Below are 19,843 nucleotides of genomic sequence, written 5' to 3' on the forward strand. Positions count from 1 at the left end.
CTTTTCCTTACTTCCAGATATTCCAGGATGTCTGCATCCAGCCTGCGACGAGGACCAGCCAAACCAGGGTCAACGGGATAAATACTTTCCAGCCCAGACGCATGATCTGGTCATAGCGGTAGCGCGGGAACGTGCCGCGTACCCAGATGAACAGGGAAACGATGCAGAACGTCTTGGCGAACAGCCAGAAGAAGCCACCGAAGCCGCCCCAGAATTCCAGGAACTTGAACGGTGCGGACCAGCCGCCCAGGAACATGATGGACGCCAGCGTGCCGATCAGGATCATGTTGGCGTATTCGGCCAGCATGAACATGGCGTAGGCCATGCCCGAGTATTCGACCATGTGGCCGGCCACGATTTCCGACTCGCCCTCGACCACGTCGAACGGGTGGCGGTTGGCTTCGGCCAGGCCCGATGTCAGGTAGACCACGAACAGCGGCAGCAGCGGCAGCCAGTTCCACGACAGGAAGTTGAGGCCCTGCTCGACGAAATAGCCTTTTTGCTGGCCGCCGACGATGTCGATGAAGTTCAGCGAGCCCGACACCATCAGCACCACGACCAGCACGAAGCCCATCGGGATCTCGTAGGAGATCATCTGGGCCGAGGCGCGCATGGCGCCCATGAACGAGTACTTCGAGTTCGACGACCAGCCGGCGATGATGATGCCGTACACCTCCATCGAGGTGATCGCCATCAGCAGCAGCAGGCCGGCGTTGACGTTGGCCAGCACGGCCTCCGGACCGAAGGGCACGACCGACCAGCAGGCCAGCGCCGGCATGATGGTCATGATGGGACCGAGCACGAACAGGCCGGGGTTGGCCTTGGCCGGCGTGATGATCTCTTTGAACAACAGCTTGAGCGCGTCGGCGATCGGCTGCAGCAGGCCGGCGGGACCGACGCGGTTCGGACCGACGCGGATCTGGATCCAGCCGATGAACTTACGCTCCCACAGGGTCAGGTAAGCGACCAGACCCATCAGAGGCATCAGCACGACGACGATCTTGATCATGGCCCACACCAGGGGCCAGATGGGCGCCAGCACGCTGGCGGCGCCGGCGTTGTTAATGGCGGTGACGAATTCAGGCAGAGCCATTATTTCCCCTCTCCTGCTTTTTCAACTGTGATGGAACCGAACATGCTGCCCAGGGCGGCGGTCGACGCGTGAGCGGCGGCCACGCGCACGGCGTTGGCAGGCAGGCCGGCGTCGACGGCGGCCACCAGGATGGCGCTGCCGGAACCTTGGCTGACTTTGACCTTGTCGCCGGCCACCACGCCCAACTGCTGGGCCAGTGCGGTCGACAGGTGCGCTTTCGGCGCGGCGGCGTCGGCCGTTTTCTGCAGCGACTCGGCGCGGCGCACGACGGCGTCGGCGAAGTAGATCGGCACGTCGGTCACGCGCTCGGGCGCGTTGCCGGCACCGAACGCGGCGGCGACTGGCGCGGCCTTGGCGGCGTTGTTCAGGCGGGCCGACACATCGGTCACGCCGGCGCCCAGCACTTCGTCGCGGATCGCTTCCGAGGTCTCGTAATCGAAGCCGGACAGGCCGAGCACGTTGCCGAGCACGCGCAGCACTTTCCAGGCCGGACGGGTGTCGCCCAGCGGCTTGACGGTGCCGTTGAAGCTCTGTGCGCGGCCTTCGCAGTTGACGAAGGTGCCCGAGGTTTCGCTGAACGGCGACACCGGCAGCAGCACGTCGGCGTACTCCATGCCGTGCTTGTAGGCCGACATCACGACCACCATGTCGGCGCGCTTGAGCGCCTCCATGGCTTGTTGCGGGTTGACGGCATCCAGTTGCGGTTCCACGTTGAGCAGCACGTAAGCCTGTTTCGGCGTGCTGAACACAGGGGCGGTGCCGCTGTTGGCGTTGGCGATGTAGGCGCCCACGGTGTTGGCGGCTTCCGTCAACACGCCCAGCTTGGCGCCCGTCTGGTCGGCGATCCATTGCGCGGCGGCGTGCAGCGCGGCCGCTTGCGGATGTTGCACGGCGGCGTTACCGAGCAGCACAGCCTTGTTGTCGCCCGACAGCAGGCTGGCGGCGATGGCGGCGGCCGTGTCGGACACGGTCACGGCCTCGAAGCCGGCCGGTGCGGCCACTTCCTTGGCCTTGGCCACGGCAGCGACAACTTGCGACAGCGCGGCCAGCCAGTCGGACGGCGCGGCGATCATCTTGTTGGCGATGGTGATCAGCTGGTCGTCGTCGGCGGCGTGCAGGATGGACAGCTTGGCGCCGCCCTTCACCGCCGTGCGCAGGCGGGTGGCCAGCAGCGGGTGATCCTTGCGCAGGAACGAGCCGATCACGAAGGCGCGGTTCAGTTGCGCGAAGTCGTCGATAGCCATGCCCAGCCATGGCTTGACGTCGGCCGCCAGCGAGAAGTCGCTGTGGCGCAGACGCGTGTCCACGCTGTCCGAGCCCATGGCGCGGGTCAGCTTTTGCAGCAGGTGCAGTTCTTCCAGCGTCGAGTGCGGCGTGGCCAGTGCGGCCAGCGCGTTGGCGCCGTGTTCATGCTTGATGTTCTTCAGGCCGTGCGCCACGTATTCGAGCGCCGTCTGCCAGTCCACTTCCTTCCATTCGCCGCCCTGCTTGAGCATGGGGGCGGTCAAGCGGTCGGCGGCGTCCAGGCCTTCGTACGAGAAGCGGTCCTTGTCGGAAATCCAGCACTCGTTGATGGCTTCGTTCTCCAGCGGCAGCACGCGCTTGACCTTGCCCTGCTTGACCTGAACGATCAAGTTGGCGCCGAGGCCGTCGTGCGGGCTGACCGATTTGCGGCGCGACAGTTCCCAGCTGCGGGCGCTGTAGCGGAACGGTTTCGACGTCAGCGCGCCGACCGGGCACAGGTCGATCATGTTGCCCGACATTTCGGAGGTGACGGTCTGGCCGACGAAGGCCGTGATTTCCGAGTGTTCGCCGCGGCCGATCATGCCCAGCTCCATCACGCCGGCCACTTCCTGGCCGAAGCGTACGCAACGGGTGCACTGGATGCAGCGCGACATTTCCTGCATGGACACCAGCGGGCCGCCATCCTTCGGCGTGACCACGCGCTTTTCTTCCTCGTAGCGCGATTCGCTCTTGCCGTAACCGACGGCCAGATCCTGCAGCTGGCATTCGCCGCCCTGATCGCAGATCGGGCAGTCCAGCGGGTGGTTAATCAGCAGGAACTCCATCACGGACCGCTGCGCCTGCACGGCCTTGTCGGACGCGGAGCGCACGATCATGCCGGCCGACACGGGCGTGGCGCAAGCGGGCAAAGGCTTGGGGGCCTTTTCCACTTCGACCAGGCACATGCGGCAGTTTGCAGCGATCGACAATTTCTTGTGATAGCAGAAGTGCGGAATGTAGGTTCCCAGTTTGTTGGCGGCGTCCATCACCATGCTACCAGCAGGGACTTCGACTTTTTTGCCGTCTATTTCGATTTCAACCATGGTGATCGTTACCTGACGCAGCTTAGATGTAAGCGGGCACTAAGCAATGCTTGTGCTCGACGTGATATTCAAATTCTTCGCGGAACTGTTTGACGAAAGCCCGCACCGGCATCGCCGCCGCATCGCCCAGCGCGCAGATGGTGCGGCCCTGGATGTTGTCGGCGATCGAGTTCAGCATATCCAGGTCCGACGCGCGGCCCTGGCCATGTTCGATACGATGCACCATGCGGTACATCCAGCCCGTGCCTTCGCGGCAAGGGGTGCATTGGCCGCACGACTCTTCAAAGTAGAAGTAGGACAGGCGTTCCAACGCCTTGACCATGCAGCGCGTTTCATCCATCACGATCACGGCGCCCGAGCCCAGCATGGAGCCGGCCTTGGCGATCGAATCGTAATCGAGGTCGGTGTCCATCATGATCTCGCCGCGGATCACCGGGGCGGACGAACCGCCGGGGATGACAGCCTTGATCTTTTTGCCGCCGCGCATGCCGCCAGCCAGTTCCAGCAGCTTGGCGAACGGGGTGCCCAGCGGCACCTCGTAGTTGCCCGGCAGGTTGACGTCGCCCGAGATCGAGAAGATCTTGGAGCCGCCGTTGTTCGGCCGGCCCATGCCCAGGTACTTCTCCGGACCCATGTTCAGGATGAACGGCACGGCCGCGAAGGTTTCCGTGTTGTTGATGGTGGTCGGCTTGCCGTACAGGCCGAACGAGGCGGGGAATGGCGGTTTGAAGCGCGGCTGGCCCTTCTTGCCCTCCAGCGATTCGAGCAGCGCCGTTTCCTCGCCGCAGATGTAGGCGCCGTAGCCGTGGTGCGCGTGCAGCTGGAAGCTGAACTCGCTGCCCATGATCTTGTCGCCCAGAAAGCCGGCGGCGCGCGCCTCTTCCAGCGCCTCTTCAAAGCGCAGGTATTCCTGGAAGATCTCGCCGTGGATGTAGTTGTAGCCCACGGTGATGCCCATGGCGTAAGCGCCGATGGCCATGCCTTCGATCAGCGCATGGGGGTTGTAGCGGATGATGTCGCGGTCCTTGAACGTGCCCGGCTCGCCTTCGTCCGTGTTGCAGACCAGGTATTTCTGGCCCGGGAACTGGCGTGGCATGAAGCTCCACTTCAGTCCCGTGGGGAAGCCGGCGCCGCCGCGGCCGCGCAGCGAGGAAGCCTTCAGGTCGGCGATGATCTGCTCGGGCGAGATCTTCTCTTCCAGGATGCGGCGCAGCGCGCTGTAGCCGCCGCGCTTGACGTAGTCTTCCAGATGCCAGTTCTGGCCATCCAGGCCGGCCAGGATGACCGGGTCGATGTGTCGGTTATGGAGTGACGTCATTTCTTGAGTTCCTCGACCAGGGCGTCGATCTTGTCGTTGGACATGAAGCTGCACATGCGGTGGTTGTTCACCAGCATGACCGGCGCATCGCCGCAGGCGCCCATGCACTCGCCTTCCATCAGCGTGAATTCGCCGTCGGCCGTGGTGTCGCGGTAGTCGATGCCCAGCTTTTCCTTCAGGTGGTGGGCCGCGCGCTCACCGCCCGACAGGGCGCATGGCAGGTTGGTGCACACGGTGATCTTGTGCTTGCCGACCGGCTTGAGGTTGTACATATTGTAGAAAGTGGCCACTTCCTGCACGGCGATGGCCGGCATGCGGATGTAGTCCGCCAGTTCCTGCATCACTTCGGGCGAGATCCAGCCCAGCTCAACCTGGGCGTGGGCCAGCGAGGCCATCACGGCCGACTGACGCTGGTCTTCCGGGTACTTGGCCAGCTCGCGGTCGATTTTTTTGTAGCACTGCTCTGATAACAACATACTTTTGCCTTTCGGACTGTCTTTTCGCTTAGCGGTCGATTTCGCCGAAAACGATATCCTGGGTACCAATGATGGTCACAGCGTCGGCGATCATGTGGCCGCGCGCCATTTCGTCCAGCGATTGCAGGTGGGCATAGCCCGGCGCGCGGATCTTCATGCGGTACGGCTTGTTGGCGCCGTCCGACAGCAGGTAGATGCCGAACTCGCCTTTCGGGTGCTCGACGGCGCTGTACGCTTCGCCCGGCGGCACGTGGAAACCTTCGGTGAACAGCTTGAAATGGTGGATCAGCGACTCCATGTTGGTCTTCATGTCGACGCGCGACGGCGGCGCCACCTTGCGGTTGCTCGACATGACGGGACCCGGATTGTTGCGCAGCCATTCCACGCACTGCTTCATGATGCGGTTGGACTGGCGCATCTCTTCGATACGCACCAGGTAGCGGTCGTAGCAGTCGCCGTTGGTGCCGACCGGGATGTCGAAGTCCATCAGGTCGTACACTTCGTACGGCTGGTGCTTGCGCAGATCCCATTCGATGCCCGAGCCGCGCAGCATGGCGCCGGTGAAGCCCATGGCCAGCGCGTCTTCCGGCTTGACCACGCCGATGCCGACGGTACGCTGTTTCCAGATGCGGTTGTCGGTCAGCAGCGTCTCGTACTCGTCCACGTAGGTCGGGAAGCGGCGCGTGAAGTCCTCGATGAAGTCGAGCAGCGAACCCTGGCGGTTCTCGTTCAGGGCGGCGATCTTCTTGTCGCTGCGGATGATCGATTTCTGGTGCTGCGGCATGGCGTCCGGCAGGTCGCGGTAGACGCCGCCCGGACGGTAGTAGGCCGCGTGCATACGGGCGCCGGAGACGGCCTCGTAGCAGTCCATCAGGTCTTCGCGGTCGCGGAACGCGTACAGGAACGGGCCCATGGCGCCCACGTCGAGCGCGTGCGCGCCCAGCCACAGCAGGTGGTTCAGCAGACGGGTGATCTCGTCGAACAGCACGCGGATGTATTGCGCGCGCAGCGGCACTTCCACGCCCAGCAGCTTCTCGATCGCCATCACATAGGCGTGCTCGTTGCACATCATCGACACGTAGTCGAGACGGTCCATGTAGGGCACGGACTGCAGGTAGGTCCTCTGCTCGGCCAGCTTCTCGGTGCCGCGGTGCAGCAGGCCGATGTGCGGGTCGGCGCGCTGGATCACTTCGCCGTCCAGCTCCAGCACCAGGCGCAGCACGCCGTGCGCTGCCGGGTGTTGCGGACCAAAGTTCAGGGTGTAGTTTTTAATTTCGGCCATTATTTCGTCCCGTAATTTTCTTCGCGGATCACGCGCGGTACATTTTCACGCGGCTCGATCGTCACAGGCTGGTAGATCACACGCTTCTGTTCCGGGTCGTAACGCATCTCGACATAGCCCGACACCGGGAAGTCCTTGCGGAACGGGTGGCCGATGAAGCCGTAGTCGGTCAGGATGCGGCGCAGGTCGTTGTGGCCGTCGAACAGGATGCCCATCACGTCGAACGCTTCGCGCTCGTACCAGTTGGCGGTGCGCCACAGGCCGGTCACGGACGGCAGCAGCGGCATGTCGTCGTCGGCGGCGAACACGCGCACGCGCACGCGCCAGTTGTGCTTGACCGACAGCAGGTGCACGACGACGGCGAAACGCAGGCCATCCCAGGCGCCTTCGCCGTAGTTGAGGTAGTCGACGCCGCACAGGTCGATCAGCTGATCGAAGCCCAGCGCCTTGTCGTCGCGCAGCGTCTGCATCACGCCGAAGTAGTCGGCGGCCTTGACCACCAGGGTGATCTCGCCCAGCGCCACGGTGGTGCTGACGCGATCGCCCAGGGCCGAGCCGAGGGCGTTTTGCAGTGTTTCCAAATGTGTAGTCATAGTTGATGCGCCCCGTTAGCGTGCGATCGTGTTGGTGCGCTTGATCTTGTTCTGCAACTGCATGATGCCGTACAGCAGAGCCTCGGCCGTCGGCGGGCAGCCCGGCACGTAGACGTCGACCGGAACGATGCGGTCGCAGCCGCGCACCACGGAGTAGGAGTAGTGGTAGTAACCGCCGCCGTTGGCGCAGGAACCCATCGAGATCACCCAGCGCGGTTCTGGCATCTGGTCGTAGACCTTGCGCAGCGCGGGGGCCATCTTGTTGCACAGGGTGCCGGCCACGATCATCACGTCGGACTGGCGTGGCGAGGGACGGAACACGACGCCGAAGCGGTCCATGTCGTAACGGGCCGCGCCCACGTGCATCATCTCAACCGCGCAGCAGGCCAGACCGAACGTCATCGGGAACATCGAACCCGTGCGCGCCCAGTTGATCAGCTTGTCGGCCGAGGTGGTGATAAAACCTTCGTTTAATACGCCTTCAATAGCCATGGCTTATTCCCAATCAAGGGCACCTTTCTTCCAGATATACCAAAAACCGACCACGAATTCGGCGATGAACACCATCATCGTCACGAAGCCGGCCCAGCCCAGTTCGCGCATGGAGACGCCCCACGGGAAGAAGAATGCCGTTTCCAGATCGAACAAAATAAAGAGGATCGCGACCAGGTAGTACCGGACGTCGAATTTCATGCGCGCGTCTTCGAAAGCTTCGAAACCGCATTCATAGGGGGAGAGTTTTGCAGAGTCAGGCTTGTTGGGCCCGAGCAGGTGACCCAGGACTTGGGGCAGGATACCAACGCCGAGACCGACGAGGATGAACAACAGGACGGGGAAGTAATTTTCGAGGTTCACGGTTGATAAGCTTGATGTTGAACGATCGGTTGAAAAGGACACACTGCAGTATTGCGTTGTTGCGTTGCAGTGATCTTAACGTCCGACCCAAATCAACAGCTTAGACCAGGATCGAACGACACATCCTCGTAAAAAAGCCAGCTTAGGTACTCCCTTGCTGGCCTCTGATTTTCTGGTGCCGACGACGAGACTCGAACTCGTACAGCTTGCGCCACTACCCCCTCAAGATAGCGTGTCTACCAATTTCACCACGTCGGCATTCATTAAGGCCGCTATTCTACTGTGTTTCGGGCATTTTGTTAATGGGAATTGCACCAAAACAAGGAAGAAAAACGATAAATCTTTACTGAATCTCACTTTAGTTTGTTTTGGCAGCTTCCACTGCCAAAACAACAGGCAAAGCGATAAACCTCGTACCCACAACTACCTACTAAGGCCTACTTACTAAGGACTACGTACTACGGACCGGTTACTTCGGGATCGACGACGCCGGTACGCTGGACGCTGGCGCCGGCGCGGGAGCGGCCGGTGCGGCGGCGGCGGGCGCCGCGGTCGACGGAATGGCGGCCGCGCCACCTGCCGGCGCCGCCGGCGCCGGTGCAGGCGCCACCACCTTGTCCATCACGCCGCCGCTGACGCCGGTGCCGCTGTGCGTCTGCAGGAACGACAGGCCCAGCGTGGCGCTGAAGAACAGCACCGCGGCCACGGCCGTCGACTTGGACATGAAGTTCGACGAACCGGACGCGCCGAACAGGCTGCCCGAGGCGCCCGAACCGAAGGCGGCGCCCATGTCGGCCCCCTTACCATGCTGCATCAGCACGAGGCCGATGATGGCCAGCGCCGACAAAACTTGTACCACTACGATCAGATTGAACAAAGTGTTCATGCTATTCCATTCTCAGATTAAATAAGTTCCCAGCTTCCGCCCTGCCCGTCCGCCACGCTTAGTGCGCGTGGATGATGGCCAGGAAGTCCGCCGCTTTCAATGCCGCACCGCCGATCAGCCCGCCGTCGATGTCGGGCATGGACAGCAATTCTTTCGCGTTGTCCGGCTTCATGCTGCCGCCGTACAGGATGTGCACGCCGGCGGCCGCCGCCGCATCCTTTTCCGCCAGTTGCGCGCGCAGCACCTGGTGCACGTCCTGCGCCATCTGCGGCGTGGCCGTCTTGCCGGTGCCGATCGCCCACACCGGCTCGTAGGCGACCACGATCTTGCTCACATCGCCAGCACCGATGGCTTCCAGCACGGCGCCCAGCTGCTCGCGCACGACGGCGTTGGTCTGCCCCGCCTCGCGCTCGGCCAGCGTTTCACCCACGCACACCACCGGCGTCAGGCCGGCGGCCAGCGCGGCGACCGCCTTCTTCGCCACCAGCCCACTGCTCTCGTGGTGATAGGCGCGGCGCTCCGAATGGCCGACCAGCACGTAGCGGCAAGCGAAATCGGCCAGCATGGCGGCCGACACTTCGCCCGTGTAGGCACCGGCCGCATGGACCGACACGTCCTGCGCGCCCCAGGCGATGGGCGAACCCTGCAAGGCCGTCTGGCACTGGGCCAGGTAAGGCGCCGGCGCGCACACGGCGCAGGCAGCGCCGGAGGAGGTCAAACCAGCGGCGATGCCGGACAACAATTCCGCATTGCCGGCACGGCTGCCATTCATCTTCCAATTACCAATGACGAGTTTGCGTCGCATAGTAGCCTAATTTTTTATTAACCCGTTATTCTAACTTGCGGCCGGAAGGCCGGTCAAACCAACGACGGGCACCACCGGCTCTGCATCGGCGAAAAAGACACAAACGCCGCGCATCGCCGCCAAAATCGGCTCAAATGACCTGCAACATGATTTTTCCGACATGGGTGCTGCGCTCCATCAGCGCGTGCGCCTCGGCCGCCTGATCCAGCGGGAACACCTCATAGATCACGGGCTTGATCTTGCCCGCCTCGAACATCGGCCACACGCGCTGCTTCAACTGGGCCGCGATGGCCGCCTTGAACGCGACGGAGCGGGGACGCAGGGTCGAGCCGGTGATGGTCAAACGGCGGCGCAACACCTGCCCCAGGTCCACCGTGGCCTTGGCGCCGCCAAGCAGGGCGATCAGGGAAATGCGGCCATCGTCGGCCAGGCACGCGATTTCGCGCGGCAGGTAGTCCCCCCCCACCATGTCCAGGATCACGTCCACGCCGCGCTCGTTGGTCAGCGATTTGGCCAGCGCGGCGAAATCCTCGGTCTTGTAATTGATGCCGCGCTCGGCGCCCAGTTGCTCGCAGGCGCGCGCCTTGTCGTCGCTGCCGGCCGTGGCGAACACGCGGTGGCCCATGGCGGCGGCCAGCTGGATCGCCGTCACACCGATGCCGGAGGTGCCGCCCTGCACCAGCAGCGTCTCGCCGCCGCGCAGGTGGGCGCGGTCGAACACATTGCTCCACACGGTGAAATAGTTTTCCGGCAGCGAAGCCGCCTCCAGCGCCGACAGGCCGCGCGGCACGGGCAGGCATTGCTGCACCGGCGCCACGCAATACTCGGCGTAACCGCCACCCTGCACCAGCGCGCAGACCATGTCGCCGCGCGTGAAATCGCTGCCGGCCAGGTCGCCGTCCACGATCTCGCCGGCCACCTCCAGGCCCGGCAAATCGGACGCGCCCGGCGGCGGCGCATAACTGCCCTGGCGCTGGAACACGTCGGGCCGGTTGATGCCGGCCGCGTGCACCTTGATCAGCACCTCGCCCGCCTTGACGGCCGGCACGGGACGTTCGCACAGTTTCAGCACATCGGCCGGGCCCGGCTTGGTGATCTCGATCGCACGCATCTCGCTTCCCTCGTGATTGGCAAGCGAAGATTGTACTTCAGGGCGGCGTTGCGTGCAGGCGGACGGGCAAGCGCCGCCGCCCCACCCCGCCTGACTCAGCCTTGTCTTGCGCCCGGCTCGGCCAGCTCCCGCAGCCGTTCGACGCCGACCGGCTCTTCCTTCAACAGCGGCACCACGGCATAGCGCGTGGCGTGCTTCGACGCGACCGCGTCGATCTCGCGCAGTTCGTTGAAGGCGCGCTGACGCAGCAACGGGGCGTGCGGATGCGCCGCGGCGACACTGTTATTGACCACCCACGCCCACGGCTCGATCCCGGCGCGGCGCAGGTCGGCCTGCAGGTTGGCCGCCTCCAGCACCGGCGTCGTTTCCGCCAGCGCGACCAGCAGCACCTTGGTCTGCTTCGGATCCTGCAACTGCATCATCGGCGTCGTGTAGTGCAGGCCGGTGCTGCCCATCTGCCGCGTGATTTCGCGGTGATAGGCGCCAGTGGCGTCCAGCAGCAGCAAGGTGTGGCCGGTGGGGGCCGTGTCCATCACCACAAACTTCTTGCCCGCCTCGCGGATGATGCGCGAGAAAGCCTGGAACACCGCGATCTCCTCGGTGCATGGCGAGCGCAGATCCTCCTCAAGCAGGGCGCGGCCTTCGGCGTCAAGCTGGGCGCCTTTGGTGTCGAGCACATGATTGCGGTAGCGCTCCGTTTCCGCGTGGGGGTCGATACGGCTGACCACGAGGTTGGGCAGCGACCCTTCCAGCGTCTCCGCCAGATGGGCGGCGGGATCGGAAGTGGTCAGATGGACAGGCAAGCCCCGGTGCGCCAGTTCGACGGCGACGGCGGCCGCCAGCGTCGTCTTGCCGACACCGCCCTTCCCCATCAGCATGACCAAGCCGTGTCCGTCACTGGCGATGTCATCGACCAGCGACGCCAGGCTAGGCGCGTTGAGCTTGTCAGGCAGGGCGATCGCTTCCGGATTGGATGCGCCGCCGCCGGGCACCAGCAGATGGCGCAAGGCATCCAGCCCCACCAGGTTGAACGGCTTGAGCGCGACCTCGTCCCGGGGTAGCGGCTTGAGCACAGCGGGGATGGCCTCGAGCGCGGCTTGCTCCCGGCGATAGATCGCGGCGGCCAGCTCGTCCTGTTCAGCCTGCTCCGGCGGGAGCACGCCGTTGATCACGAGACACTGCTGCGACAAGCCGATGGACGCCAGCTCCTCATGGGTGCGCGCCACTTCGCGCAGCGTGGCGCGTTGCGCGCGGGCCACCAGCACCAGGCGGGTGCGCAAGGGATCGGCCAGCGCGTCGACGGCGGCCTTGTATTGGGTGCGCTGCTTCTCCAGTCCCGCCAGCGGGCCGAGGCAGGACGCGTCGCCCTTGCCTTCCTCAAGAAAGCCGCTCCATGCGCCCGGCAACTGCAGCAGACGGATGGTGTGGCCGGTGGGCGCCGTGTCGAAAATGATGTGTTCGTAGCCGGTCGTCAACGCCGAGTCGACCAGCAGCGCGGTGAACTCATCGAAGGCCGCGATCTCGGTGGTGCAGGCGCCGGACAGTTGCTCCTCGATCCCCTTGACCACCGCCTCAGGCAATACGCCACGCACCGGGCCGACGATACGGTCGCGGTAGGCCTGGGCCGCCGCCTGCGGATCGATCTCCAGCGCGAACAGGTTGGGCACGGCGGCGATGGCCGTGATGTTGTTGCCGATGGTCTCCCCGAACACCTGGCCCACGTTCGATGCCGGGTCGGTGCTGACGAGCAGGACGCGCCTGCCCTCTGCCGCGAGCTGAACAGCGGTGGCGCAGGCAATGGACGTCTTGCCGACGCCGCCCTTGCCCGTGAAGAAGAGAAAACGTGGAGGTTGGTCGAGGAAATACATCAGTCGGCCCTCCGCTTAGCAGCAACGGCCGCCGGAGCAGCAGCTGTCTTGCGATTTGGGCGTGGCCGGGTCAGCGATGCCAGCCCAGCGGGCCAGCTCCGTGCGATTGGGATAGCGGCCGGCCAGCGCCACTTCACCATCGACGAGGATCAGCGGCAAGGCTTCCTGTCCGGAGCGCTCCAGGAATGCCTTGACGGTCGGATTTTCAGCGAAGGCGAGTGGTTGCTGGGCGAGATTGAAGCGCTCCACCTGCGCGCCGTTCTGTTTGGCCCAGCCCAGATCGGCGGCAAAACCCACCAGCGCCTGGTCGACTTCAACGCCGCAGACGCCAGTGCTGCAGCACAGCGCAGGATCGAAAATCTGAATGGTTGCCATGATAGTCCCTTTCAAGAGTGATGCTGTGAGATAGAGGTGTTCAATGTTACGCGGTCAGCGCGCCGATGCGATCTAATTCTTCCTTTAACTTGACTTTGTCGCCTTGCAAGTCAGCCAGCGGCAGCGCGAGGAATGCCTCGATGCGGGCGCGCAAGATGCGATAGGCCGCCATGAACGCGGCGTCGATCTCCGCGTCGGTGCCGGTGGCGTGCGCCGGGTCTTCGACGCCCCAGTGGGTGCGCAGCACGGGCCCCAGGTAGGCCGGGCAGGTTTCTCCCGCCGCGCTGGAACAGACGGTGATCACAATGTCCGGCGTGGTGGGCAGGTCGTCCCACGATTTGCTGTGATAACCGTCGGTCGCGATGCCCTCGCGCGCCAGCAGGGCCAGCGAGCGCGGGTGGACCTGGCCGGTGGGCTTGCTGCCGGCGCTCATCGCCTTCCAGCCAGCCGGGGCAAGATGATTGAAGGTGGCTTCACCAAGGATGGAGCGGCATGAATTGCCGGTGCAAAGAAACAGGACGTTCATCGTTCAGGCGTCTTTTTTAGTGGAAGAAAGGGGTGGCAGCACGGCGTCGGAGCACTTGGACGCGGCGCGCATGTCGGCGCACTGCTCCGGGTGGCCCGAGCAGCACTCCTCGGTCAGGTAGGCGATCAGGTCCAGCATCAGCGGGATGTTGGCGCGGTAACGCTGGTAGCGCCCCTCCTGCTCAACGGCAAGCATTCCCGCCTGCGTCAGCGCCTTGAGGTGAAACGACAGGTTGGTTGGCGGCACGTCGAGCGTCGTCGCGATCTCGCCCGCCACCATGCCCTCCGTGCCCTTGCGCACCAGCAGTCGGTACACATCCAGCCGCAGGCCGGATGACAGCGATTCAAAGATCGTCGTGGCTGTGTGTTTTTCCATTCTTCAATTGTACAACAATCGTTGAAATAACAAAATGACGTGTTGATGGCGGCCCACCAGTCAACGAATCAATGCCGGGGTCAAAATAAATGCCAACGAAAATGCCGGGGTCAGCAACGAAATTCCGGGGTCAGAATGCCGGGGTCAGTGCCGACAATTCGACACGACCTCGGCGTTCATAGCCGGCTACAGCTGAGGACGTGTCGCAATGCCGGCACTGACCCCGCCAAGGTTTTAGCCGCCTCCCGTGCGCGACTGGCGCGGCAGCGGTGTGTTCGGCTTCCACGCGGCCGACAGGGCCTGGCCTTCCTCGATCTGCTCGGGGGTCATGCTGCGCAGCACGGCGGCGCGCTGCTCGGCCGCGTTCGCCGAGCCGCCGGCGGCGGCCAGGTTCCACAGCATGTAGGCGATCACGTTGTCCTGCGGCATACCGCCGATGTGGTAGCGGTACATCAGCCCCAGCACCTGCTGCGCCTCCGCATGGCCCTGCTCGGCCGCCTTGCGGAACCAGACGATCGCTTGCTTGTGGTCCTGAATCACGGCGTTGCCCGTGTAGTACATGGCGCCCACCACGTACTGCGCGTCGGCCTTGCCCTGCAGCGCGGCCTTGCGGTGCCATTCGAGCGCCTGCTTGTAATCCTGCGGCACGCCGCGGCCCATGTAGTACATCAGGCCCAGCAGGTGCTCGGCGTCGGCGTTGCCGGCCTTGGCCAGCGGCGCGATCTCGCGGTAGGCGAGCGCGTAGTTCTTGCTGTTGTAGGCCATCGCGCCTTCGGCGAAGCCGGCATACGCGGCCTGTTGCATGGCCAGCAGCAAACCGAGCGCGAAGAGGATCTTTTTCATGTTGCGTTTGTAGGGGTAAGTCTGACTGTTCATCATCGCTGCGTCCGCCTTATTTCCAGCTGACCTTGCCCAGGCCATCCACGCTCACGTGGCGGTTGGCCGGCTTGCCATACACGGTGATGGAACCGAGGCCGCTCAGATTGAGCGTGACGTCGTTGCGGGCCATGACGGTGGCGTTGCCCAGGCCGCTCAGGTCGACATCCACCGCGTCGGCCTGGAACTGCTGCGCATTCAGGCCGCCCAGCCCGCCCAGCGACGCGCGCAACAGCTTGCTGCGCCCGCCCAGCGTGATGTAGCCGGCGCCATGCATGTCGAGCTCCACCAAGTCGTTCTCGCTGACCCACAGATGCATGCTGCCCACGCCGCCCAGGTTGGCCTTCACCTTCTTGTAGTCGCCCGCCACCTTCATGGAGCCGGCCCCGTCCAGCGTCAGCTCCAGCTCATCGCCCATGAAGCCGTTGACCTCCGTGGTGCCCACCCCTTCCGACACCACCTGGCGCAAGGCCGGCAGCACCAGCTCGGCCCGCGCCCCGGAACGGTTGACCTTGGCGCCATGGCTTTCCGTGTCCAGGTGCAAGGTGTCGCCCGTTTGCGCGGCCGTGATCTTCGCCATGGTGCGCTTGTCGGCCACCAGGATCAGCGACGGCTGCGCGCCATGGGTGATCTTGAGGTCGAGCACGCCGTCCAGCAGCACCCGCACCACGCGCCCGTCGATGGCGCGCGACTCGGTGGCGTAATCGTCGGCGGCCTGGGCGCGGTTGAACAACGTACAGAAGACAGCCAGCAGCAGGCTGAAAGGGAGCAGTTTTTTCATTTGAATGATTTCCTCGGGTTGCCTCGGGTTTCCTCGCGGGTAAGCCGGTCGTGGATGCGGATCGTCGCCCAATGTAGCAGAGGCCATGCCCGGGCGCGACAGATTGCGATGAACTGCACAAATCGCGGCACAGATTGCCGAAATCCGTCCGCCGCGCCGCTGTCGGAATTCTTGACAGTGCCGCGCCCGCCAGACGGCCGGCCCGGGCCGCCACGGGCTTGGCCGGGCTCGGCACGCGTTATGCGTGCCCGCTGCCGGGGCCACCCGGCCCGCGCTCAACCTGCTGCATGCATAGGAAAGGAGTTGGTATGTCCACCGATCATCCGCATCGGCGCCGCCCCGCGCGGCGCCCGTCCCGGCGCTGGCTGGCGCCGCTGCTGGCCGCGCTGGCCCTGGGCGCCAGCGCCCCCGGCCATGCGTTCTGCCCGAAGAACGGCTTCGTCTGCTTCATCACGTCCAAATCAGCGGGTAGCCTGACCCACCAGGACATCACCCAGCGCGGCATCGAGGAACTCGACAAGCGCTATTTCGCCGTGCCCAAGCTGACGGCCTCCATGCAGAAAGCGCTCGACCGCATCATCGAGGCCGACGCCAAGGTCGACGAGGACCAGACCAGCTCGGCCAAGCACTTCGACGGCGAGAACGCCGTCGGCGCGCAATTGCGCCTGGCCACGCTCAAGCAGAACGTGCTGGACGCGCTGCGCAGCGATCCCATCAACGCCACCGGCGCGCGCGACAACCTCGGCAGCGCCCTGCACACGATCCAGGACTTCTACTCGCACAGCAACTGGGTGGAGCTGGGCAACGGCGGCGCCAACCCGGACGTGGGCCGCCCCACCCCGCTCGCGTTCGCCGGCCCCGGCGTGACCACCTGTTCCGGCTTCACGGACACGGGCCCGGCCTGCGCCAACGCGTCCAACCTGGTCGGCTCCCTGCTCACCAGCGGCTATTACGGCGGCGAGGACCGGGTCAAACCGGGCAACTTCAAGTGCAGCCACGGCGGCCCGCTCGACAAGAGCTCCAAGTCCAGCGACCTGCTCGGCTACTTCCGCGAGGGCATCAACAAGGACACGCTGTACTGCGACATCTCGCCCCACAGCACCTTCCACAACACGGCCGCCGGCGCCGCCATCGCGGCCACCCAGCAGTTCGTGGACGACATCAAGGCCGAGATCACGCCGGCCCAGCTCAAGGCGCTGCTGGGCGCCGGCCCCACGCTGGCGTTCGCCATCGACACCACCGGCAGCATGGGCGGCATCATCGCCGGCGTGCGCAGCTCGGCCATCAGCATCGTCAACGCCCGCCTCGGCACCGACGAGGAACCGCTGCAATACGTGCTGGCCCCGTTCAACGACCCGTTCACCGGCCCCAACCTGGCCACCGACGACGCCACCGCGTTCAAGTCGGCCATCGGCGCGCTGGGCGCGTCCGGCGGCGGCGACTGCCCGGAACTGGCCATGACCGGCATCTACAACGGCCTGTCGCTGGCCGATCCCGGCGGCGACCTGTTCATGTACACGGACGCGGCGGCCAAGGACGCGGCGCTGGCCGGCGCCGTGATCGGCCTGGCCAAGAGCAAGGACATCAAGATCTACCCGGTGTTGTTCGGCAGCTGTTCGCCGATCACGCCCGGCTTCCTGCAGGCGGCGGCCGAAACGGGCGGCCAGGTGTTCTTCCTGTTCGGCGGCGAAGCCGGCGCCGTGACCGAGCTGGCCGACCTGGTGGGCCGCAACAACGCGGTGCAGATCCTGTCCGTGCAGGACCAGTTCCCGCTCCACAAAACCTACGCCGTGCCGGTCGATTCCAGCCTCACGCGGCTGACCGTCTCCGTCAGCACGGCCGTGCAGGGCTTGCCGCCGTTCGTGCATCTGGTGCGTCCCGACGGCGTCGTGATCGACGCCAGCCAGGCCACCGCCTTCCTCAACCTGAGCAGCGGCGCCATCATCTCGATCGACCATCCGATGCCGGGGCCGTGGCAACTGACCGTGGGCGACACGTCCAGCCTCATGTACGTGAACGTGAGCGGCATCGCCGGCCTCGCGTTCAGTTCGTTCAAGCTGGCCCGCTGGGGCGCGCAACCGCCGCACCAGGGCTTGCTGGCGATCGATGGCGAACCGGGGCCGGGCCAGTCGCTGTACGCGCTGGCCGCGCTGACCGAACTGAGCAGCGCGCCGCAGTTCCAGTTGCGCAAAAAGGATTTCAGCCCGATCGCGCCATTGCCGCTGGAGCAGGACGCGACCGATGGCGGCAAGTTCTTCGGCCCCGTCACCGTGCCCAACGGCCCGTTCCTGACGTACGCGAACGGCACCGACAGCGCCGGCTATCCGTTCCAGCGCCTGGTGAGCCAGATGGTGACGCCGCAGACCGTGTCGATCAAGCCGCCCGCCCCACAAGATCTGCGCCCCGGCATGACGACGGCGCTGATGTACCAGGTGCGCAATGACGGCGCGCCCGGCACGTTCAGCTTCGCGGCCACGGACGACCAGCACTACGTGGGCAGCGTCGATCCGGCCAGCATCACGCTGGGCACGGGCGAGACGGGCAACGTGACGGTGCGACTGACGCCGCCCGCCGGCGCCCGCATCGGCAGCGCCGACAATCTGACGGCCGCCGTGCAAAGCACCACCGATCCGGCCGTCCACAACAGCGCCACGCTGACCAGCTTCGTGACGGGCGCCGCCCAGGCGCCGGGCAAACCCAACTTCATCGCCGAGATCGTCGGCCAGGAAACGGTGGCGCCCGGCGTGACCGGCATCGACCTGCGCTTCACCAACACCGGCGTCGGCACCGCGCAGAACATGACGCTGGCCGCGCTGGCCCTGCGCACCCTGAGCGGCACCGGCACGGTGACGCTGAACACGGCGCTGTCGCCCGCCCTGCCCTTCGTCACGCCCAATGTGGACGTGGGCAGCTTCTTCACCGTGCGGCTGACGTTCAACACGCCGGCCGGCGTGCAGCGCTTCAGCGTGAGCGAAAGCGGCACCGTGTCCGACATCGCGGGCGTGCCGTACGCCTACGCGCAGGCGCAGGCCGTGATACCGAAGTGACGTCCAACCCAGCACCCAAGCATGGAGACCCGCAATGAAACCCATTTCCTATTGCGCGCTGGCCGGTCTGCTGGCCGGCCTGCTGCTGGCGCCGGCCGCGCGCGCCACACCGTTCACCTTCACCTTCACGGCCACGCCCTCGGGCGGCGTCATCAGCGGCCAGCCCGGGCAACTGACGGGCTGGGGCTACGACATCGCCAACACCGACACGGCGGACTGGTTCGTGCCCACCGAACTGAGCGCATCGTCGTTCAGCATCGGCACGCCCGATGCCGGCTATTTCGACTTCCCCATCCTGGCGCCGGGCGCGAGCGCGGCGCGCGCGTTCGACGCGACCAGCATCGCCGGCCTGTTCGGCGTACAGGTGTTCGCGTTCGCCACGCCGGGCCAGAGCGACAGCGGCGTGTTCACGCTGTCGGGCGAGTGGTGGGATGGCGATCCCTTGGCCGGTGGCAGGCTGATCCAGGCATCCGATCCTGTCACTGCCCCGTTCGCGCTGCAGTTGCCGGCTGCGCCGGGACTGCCCGTGCCGGCCACGGCGCTGCTATTGGCGACGGGGCTGGGCCTCATGGGATGCCGGGGATGCCGGGGGCGGTGGCGATGGTGGCAGGGGCTGGGTCAGCGCGGCGCCCAGCAGCGCTAGCAGGTCGGCGCTGGCCTGCGGGGCTGGCGCGGCGGGGCGGATGTCGAGATAAAAGCCGGGGCCGGTGCGCCCCAGCAGGTCGAGCTTCCTGCCATGCCGCTCGGTCGGCTGCACTTGCAGCACCGTGAGCCGGGTCCGCTCCGCCCCCTGCCCTTGCAGATGCACGATGAACTGGCACGAGAACGCGACACCGCCCGCGTCCCAGTAGTAATCGGCGTCCGGCACGATCAGCACATCGTGCCGGCGCGCCTCGACGGGCAGCCGCAGCCAGCGCGCCAGCTCCGGCGTGGGCGACAGGGCCAGGTCCGCATCGGGTGGGAACAGCGGCGCGCCGAACGGCAGCGCCATATGGTAGCGGCGCTGGGCTTCGCCACCGGGCGCCAGATGCCGCACGGCGCGCAGCACCAATTGCTGGGTCTGGGCCGGCGCTTGCGCCACGACGACCGCCTCCGGCTCCTCGCCGCGGGCCCGATGCGGCGAGGACAGCAGCAGGCAAGCGCCCGCCAGCGCCAGCAGCAATGGCACCCTGCCGCCCTTCCTCGTCCACCAGATCAAACGCATACACCGCCTCCGCCGAGCCATGTCCCTGATATGACGGCGATACGC

The 19,843-nt window shown here is 65.3% G+C and carries 20 protein-coding genes and 1 tRNA gene; 2 read left to right on the top strand and 19 right to left on the bottom strand.

Annotation, left to right across the window (positions count from 1 at the left end; translation table 11 throughout):
* Positions 1–7: 7 nt before the first annotated feature.
* The 18 genes from nuoH to AC1RQG_RS11095 all read right to left on the bottom strand — a co-directional run bounded on the left by nuoH (position 8) and on the right by AC1RQG_RS11095 (position 15,547).
* On the bottom strand, positions 8–1,093 hold the full coding sequence (gene nuoH / locus AC1RQG_RS11010; RefSeq protein WP_493131185.1) for an NADH-quinone oxidoreductase subunit NuoH: 1,086 nt from the start codon (positions 1,091–1,093) through the stop codon (positions 8–10).
* Positions 1,093–3,420: an NADH-quinone oxidoreductase subunit NuoG gene (nuoG, locus tag AC1RQG_RS11015; protein ID WP_493131187.1), complete on the bottom strand. Its 2,328-nt coding sequence runs from the start codon at positions 3,418–3,420 to the stop codon at positions 1,093–1,095. The genes nuoH and nuoG overlap by 1 nt, the downstream gene beginning before the upstream one ends.
* Positions 3,421–3,442: 22 nt before the next feature.
* Complete coding sequence (gene nuoF / locus AC1RQG_RS11020; protein ID WP_493131189.1) at positions 3,443–4,738, bottom strand: NADH-quinone oxidoreductase subunit NuoF; 1,296 nt, start codon at positions 4,736–4,738, stop codon at positions 3,443–3,445.
* Positions 4,735–5,214 carry an NADH-quinone oxidoreductase subunit NuoE gene (gene nuoE, locus AC1RQG_RS11025; protein WP_493131191.1) on the bottom strand — a complete coding sequence of 160 codons (480 nt, stop codon included), beginning with the start codon at positions 5,212–5,214 and terminating at the stop codon, positions 4,735–4,737. Before nuoE ends, nuoF begins: the two co-directional genes overlap by 4 nt.
* Positions 5,215–5,242: 28 nt before the next feature.
* Entirely contained in the window at positions 5,243–6,496 is a 1,254-nt protein-coding gene (locus AC1RQG_RS11030; protein ID WP_493131193.1) for an NADH-quinone oxidoreductase subunit D, read from the bottom strand.
* Entirely contained in the window at positions 6,496–7,089 is a 594-nt protein-coding gene (locus AC1RQG_RS11035; protein ID WP_493131195.1) for an NADH-quinone oxidoreductase subunit C, read from the bottom strand. Before AC1RQG_RS11035 ends, AC1RQG_RS11030 begins: the two co-directional genes overlap by 1 nt.
* Before the next feature lie 15 nt (positions 7,090–7,104).
* The gene (locus AC1RQG_RS11040; RefSeq protein ID WP_008450353.1) at positions 7,105–7,581 is read right to left on the bottom strand and encodes a NuoB/complex I 20 kDa subunit family protein; all 477 of its coding nucleotides are present in this window, start codon (positions 7,579–7,581) and stop codon (positions 7,105–7,107) included.
* 3 nt (positions 7,582–7,584) lie between these two features.
* Positions 7,585–7,944, bottom strand: coding sequence for an NADH-quinone oxidoreductase subunit A (locus tag AC1RQG_RS11045; protein ID WP_182214568.1), 360 nt, complete (start codon positions 7,942–7,944; stop codon positions 7,585–7,587).
* A 173-nt stretch (positions 7,945–8,117) separates the two neighbouring features.
* A tRNA-Leu gene (locus tag AC1RQG_RS11050) sits at positions 8,118–8,202 on the bottom strand.
* Positions 8,203–8,413: 211 nt separating this feature from the next.
* Entirely contained in the window at positions 8,414–8,830 is a 417-nt protein-coding gene (gene secG / locus AC1RQG_RS11055) for a preprotein translocase subunit SecG (RefSeq protein WP_493131197.1), read from the bottom strand.
* A gap of 58 nt (positions 8,831–8,888) precedes the next feature.
* Entirely contained in the window at positions 8,889–9,635 is a 747-nt protein-coding gene (gene tpiA, locus AC1RQG_RS11060) for a triose-phosphate isomerase (protein ID WP_493131199.1), read from the bottom strand.
* Positions 9,636–9,765: 130 nt separating this feature from the next.
* Positions 9,766–10,746, bottom strand: a complete 981-nt coding sequence (locus AC1RQG_RS11065; protein WP_493131201.1) for an NAD(P)H-quinone oxidoreductase — start codon at positions 10,744–10,746, stop codon at positions 9,766–9,768.
* A gap of 95 nt (positions 10,747–10,841) precedes the next feature.
* Positions 10,842–12,614: an arsenical pump-driving ATPase gene (arsA, locus tag AC1RQG_RS11070; RefSeq protein WP_493131203.1), complete on the bottom strand. Its 1,773-nt coding sequence runs from the start codon at positions 12,612–12,614 to the stop codon at positions 10,842–10,844.
* A 15-nt stretch (positions 12,615–12,629) separates the two neighbouring features.
* Positions 12,630–12,989: an arsenite efflux transporter metallochaperone ArsD gene (gene arsD, locus AC1RQG_RS11075; RefSeq protein ID WP_493131204.1), complete on the bottom strand. Its 360-nt coding sequence runs from the start codon at positions 12,987–12,989 to the stop codon at positions 12,630–12,632.
* Positions 12,990–13,035: 46 nt separating this feature from the next.
* The gene (locus tag AC1RQG_RS11080) at positions 13,036–13,515 is read right to left on the bottom strand and encodes an arsenate reductase ArsC (protein WP_493131205.1); all 480 of its coding nucleotides are present in this window, start codon (positions 13,513–13,515) and stop codon (positions 13,036–13,038) included.
* A 3-nt stretch (positions 13,516–13,518) separates the two neighbouring features.
* Positions 13,519–13,890, bottom strand: coding sequence for an ArsR/SmtB family transcription factor (locus AC1RQG_RS11085; protein ID WP_493131207.1), 372 nt, complete (start codon positions 13,888–13,890; stop codon positions 13,519–13,521).
* 234 nt (positions 13,891–14,124) lie between these two features.
* A complete protein-coding gene (locus AC1RQG_RS11090) occupies positions 14,125–14,733 on the bottom strand; it encodes a tetratricopeptide repeat protein (RefSeq protein WP_493131209.1) in 609 nt (202 codons plus the stop codon).
* A 49-nt stretch (positions 14,734–14,782) separates the two neighbouring features.
* The gene (locus AC1RQG_RS11095) at positions 14,783–15,547 is read right to left on the bottom strand and encodes a GIN domain-containing protein (protein WP_493131211.1); all 765 of its coding nucleotides are present in this window, start codon (positions 15,545–15,547) and stop codon (positions 14,783–14,785) included.
* A 308-nt stretch (positions 15,548–15,855) separates the two neighbouring features.
* On the opposite strand from AC1RQG_RS11095, the gene AC1RQG_RS11100 reads away from it, so the two are divergent.
* Entirely contained in the window at positions 15,856–18,594 is a 2,739-nt protein-coding gene (locus AC1RQG_RS11100; RefSeq protein WP_493131213.1) for a hypothetical protein, read from the top strand.
* 34 nt (positions 18,595–18,628) lie between these two features.
* Entirely contained in the window at positions 18,629–19,237 is a 609-nt protein-coding gene (locus tag AC1RQG_RS11105) for a hypothetical protein (RefSeq protein ID WP_493131215.1), read from the top strand.
* On the opposite strand, the gene AC1RQG_RS11110 is transcribed toward AC1RQG_RS11105, so the two are convergent.
* A complete protein-coding gene (locus tag AC1RQG_RS11110) occupies positions 19,139–19,798 on the bottom strand; it encodes a hypothetical protein (protein WP_493131217.1) in 660 nt (219 codons plus the stop codon). The genes AC1RQG_RS11105 and AC1RQG_RS11110 overlap by 99 nt on opposite strands.
* Positions 19,799–19,843: the final 45 nt, after the last annotated feature.

It is taken from the genome of Rugamonas sp. GW822-FHT03B10 (genome assembly GCF_058801745.1).

Excerpts from the sequence above, each read along its gene's own strand:
- nuoH (WP_493131185.1), bottom strand. The coding sequence starts at position 1,093 with ATGGCTCTGCCTGAATTCGTCACCGCCATTAACAACGCCGGCGCCGCC.
- nuoG (WP_493131187.1), bottom strand. The coding sequence starts at position 3,420 with ATGGTTGAAATCGAAATAGACGGCAAAAAAGTCGAAGTCCCTGCTGGT.
- nuoF (WP_493131189.1), bottom strand. The coding sequence starts at position 4,738 with ATGACGTCACTCCATAACCGACACATCGACCCGGTCATCCTGGCCGGC.
- nuoE (WP_493131191.1), bottom strand. The coding sequence starts at position 5,214 with ATGTTGTTATCAGAGCAGTGCTACAAAAAAATCGACCGCGAGCTGGCC.
- AC1RQG_RS11030 (WP_493131193.1), bottom strand. The coding sequence starts at position 6,496 with ATGGCCGAAATTAAAAACTACACCCTGAACTTTGGTCCGCAACACCCG.
- AC1RQG_RS11035 (WP_493131195.1), bottom strand. The coding sequence starts at position 7,089 with ATGACTACACATTTGGAAACACTGCAAAACGCCCTCGGCTCGGCCCTG.
- AC1RQG_RS11040 (WP_008450353.1), bottom strand. The coding sequence starts at position 7,581 with ATGGCTATTGAAGGCGTATTAAACGAAGGTTTTATCACCACCTCGGCC.
- secG (WP_493131197.1), bottom strand. The coding sequence starts at position 8,830 with ATGAACACTTTGTTCAATCTGATCGTAGTGGTACAAGTTTTGTCGGCG.
- tpiA (WP_493131199.1), bottom strand. The coding sequence starts at position 9,635 with ATGCGACGCAAACTCGTCATTGGTAATTGGAAGATGAATGGCAGCCGT.
- AC1RQG_RS11065 (WP_493131201.1), bottom strand. The coding sequence starts at position 10,746 with ATGCGTGCGATCGAGATCACCAAGCCGGGCCCGGCCGATGTGCTGAAA.
- arsA (WP_493131203.1), bottom strand. The coding sequence starts at position 12,614 with ATGTATTTCCTCGACCAACCTCCACGTTTTCTCTTCTTCACGGGCAAG.
- arsD (WP_493131204.1), bottom strand. The coding sequence starts at position 12,989 with ATGGCAACCATTCAGATTTTCGATCCTGCGCTGTGCTGCAGCACTGGC.
- AC1RQG_RS11080 (WP_493131205.1), bottom strand. The coding sequence starts at position 13,515 with ATGAACGTCCTGTTTCTTTGCACCGGCAATTCATGCCGCTCCATCCTT.
- AC1RQG_RS11085 (WP_493131207.1), bottom strand. The coding sequence starts at position 13,890 with ATGGAAAAACACACAGCCACGACGATCTTTGAATCGCTGTCATCCGGC.
- AC1RQG_RS11090 (WP_493131209.1), bottom strand. The coding sequence starts at position 14,733 with ATGAAAAAGATCCTCTTCGCGCTCGGTTTGCTGCTGGCCATGCAACAG.
- AC1RQG_RS11095 (WP_493131211.1), bottom strand. The coding sequence starts at position 15,547 with ATGAAAAAACTGCTCCCTTTCAGCCTGCTGCTGGCTGTCTTCTGTACG.
- AC1RQG_RS11100 (WP_493131213.1), top strand. The coding sequence starts at position 15,856 with ATGTCCACCGATCATCCGCATCGGCGCCGCCCCGCGCGGCGCCCGTCC.
- AC1RQG_RS11105 (WP_493131215.1), top strand. The coding sequence starts at position 18,629 with ATGAAACCCATTTCCTATTGCGCGCTGGCCGGTCTGCTGGCCGGCCTG.
- AC1RQG_RS11110 (WP_493131217.1), bottom strand. The coding sequence starts at position 19,798 with ATGCGTTTGATCTGGTGGACGAGGAAGGGCGGCAGGGTGCCATTGCTG.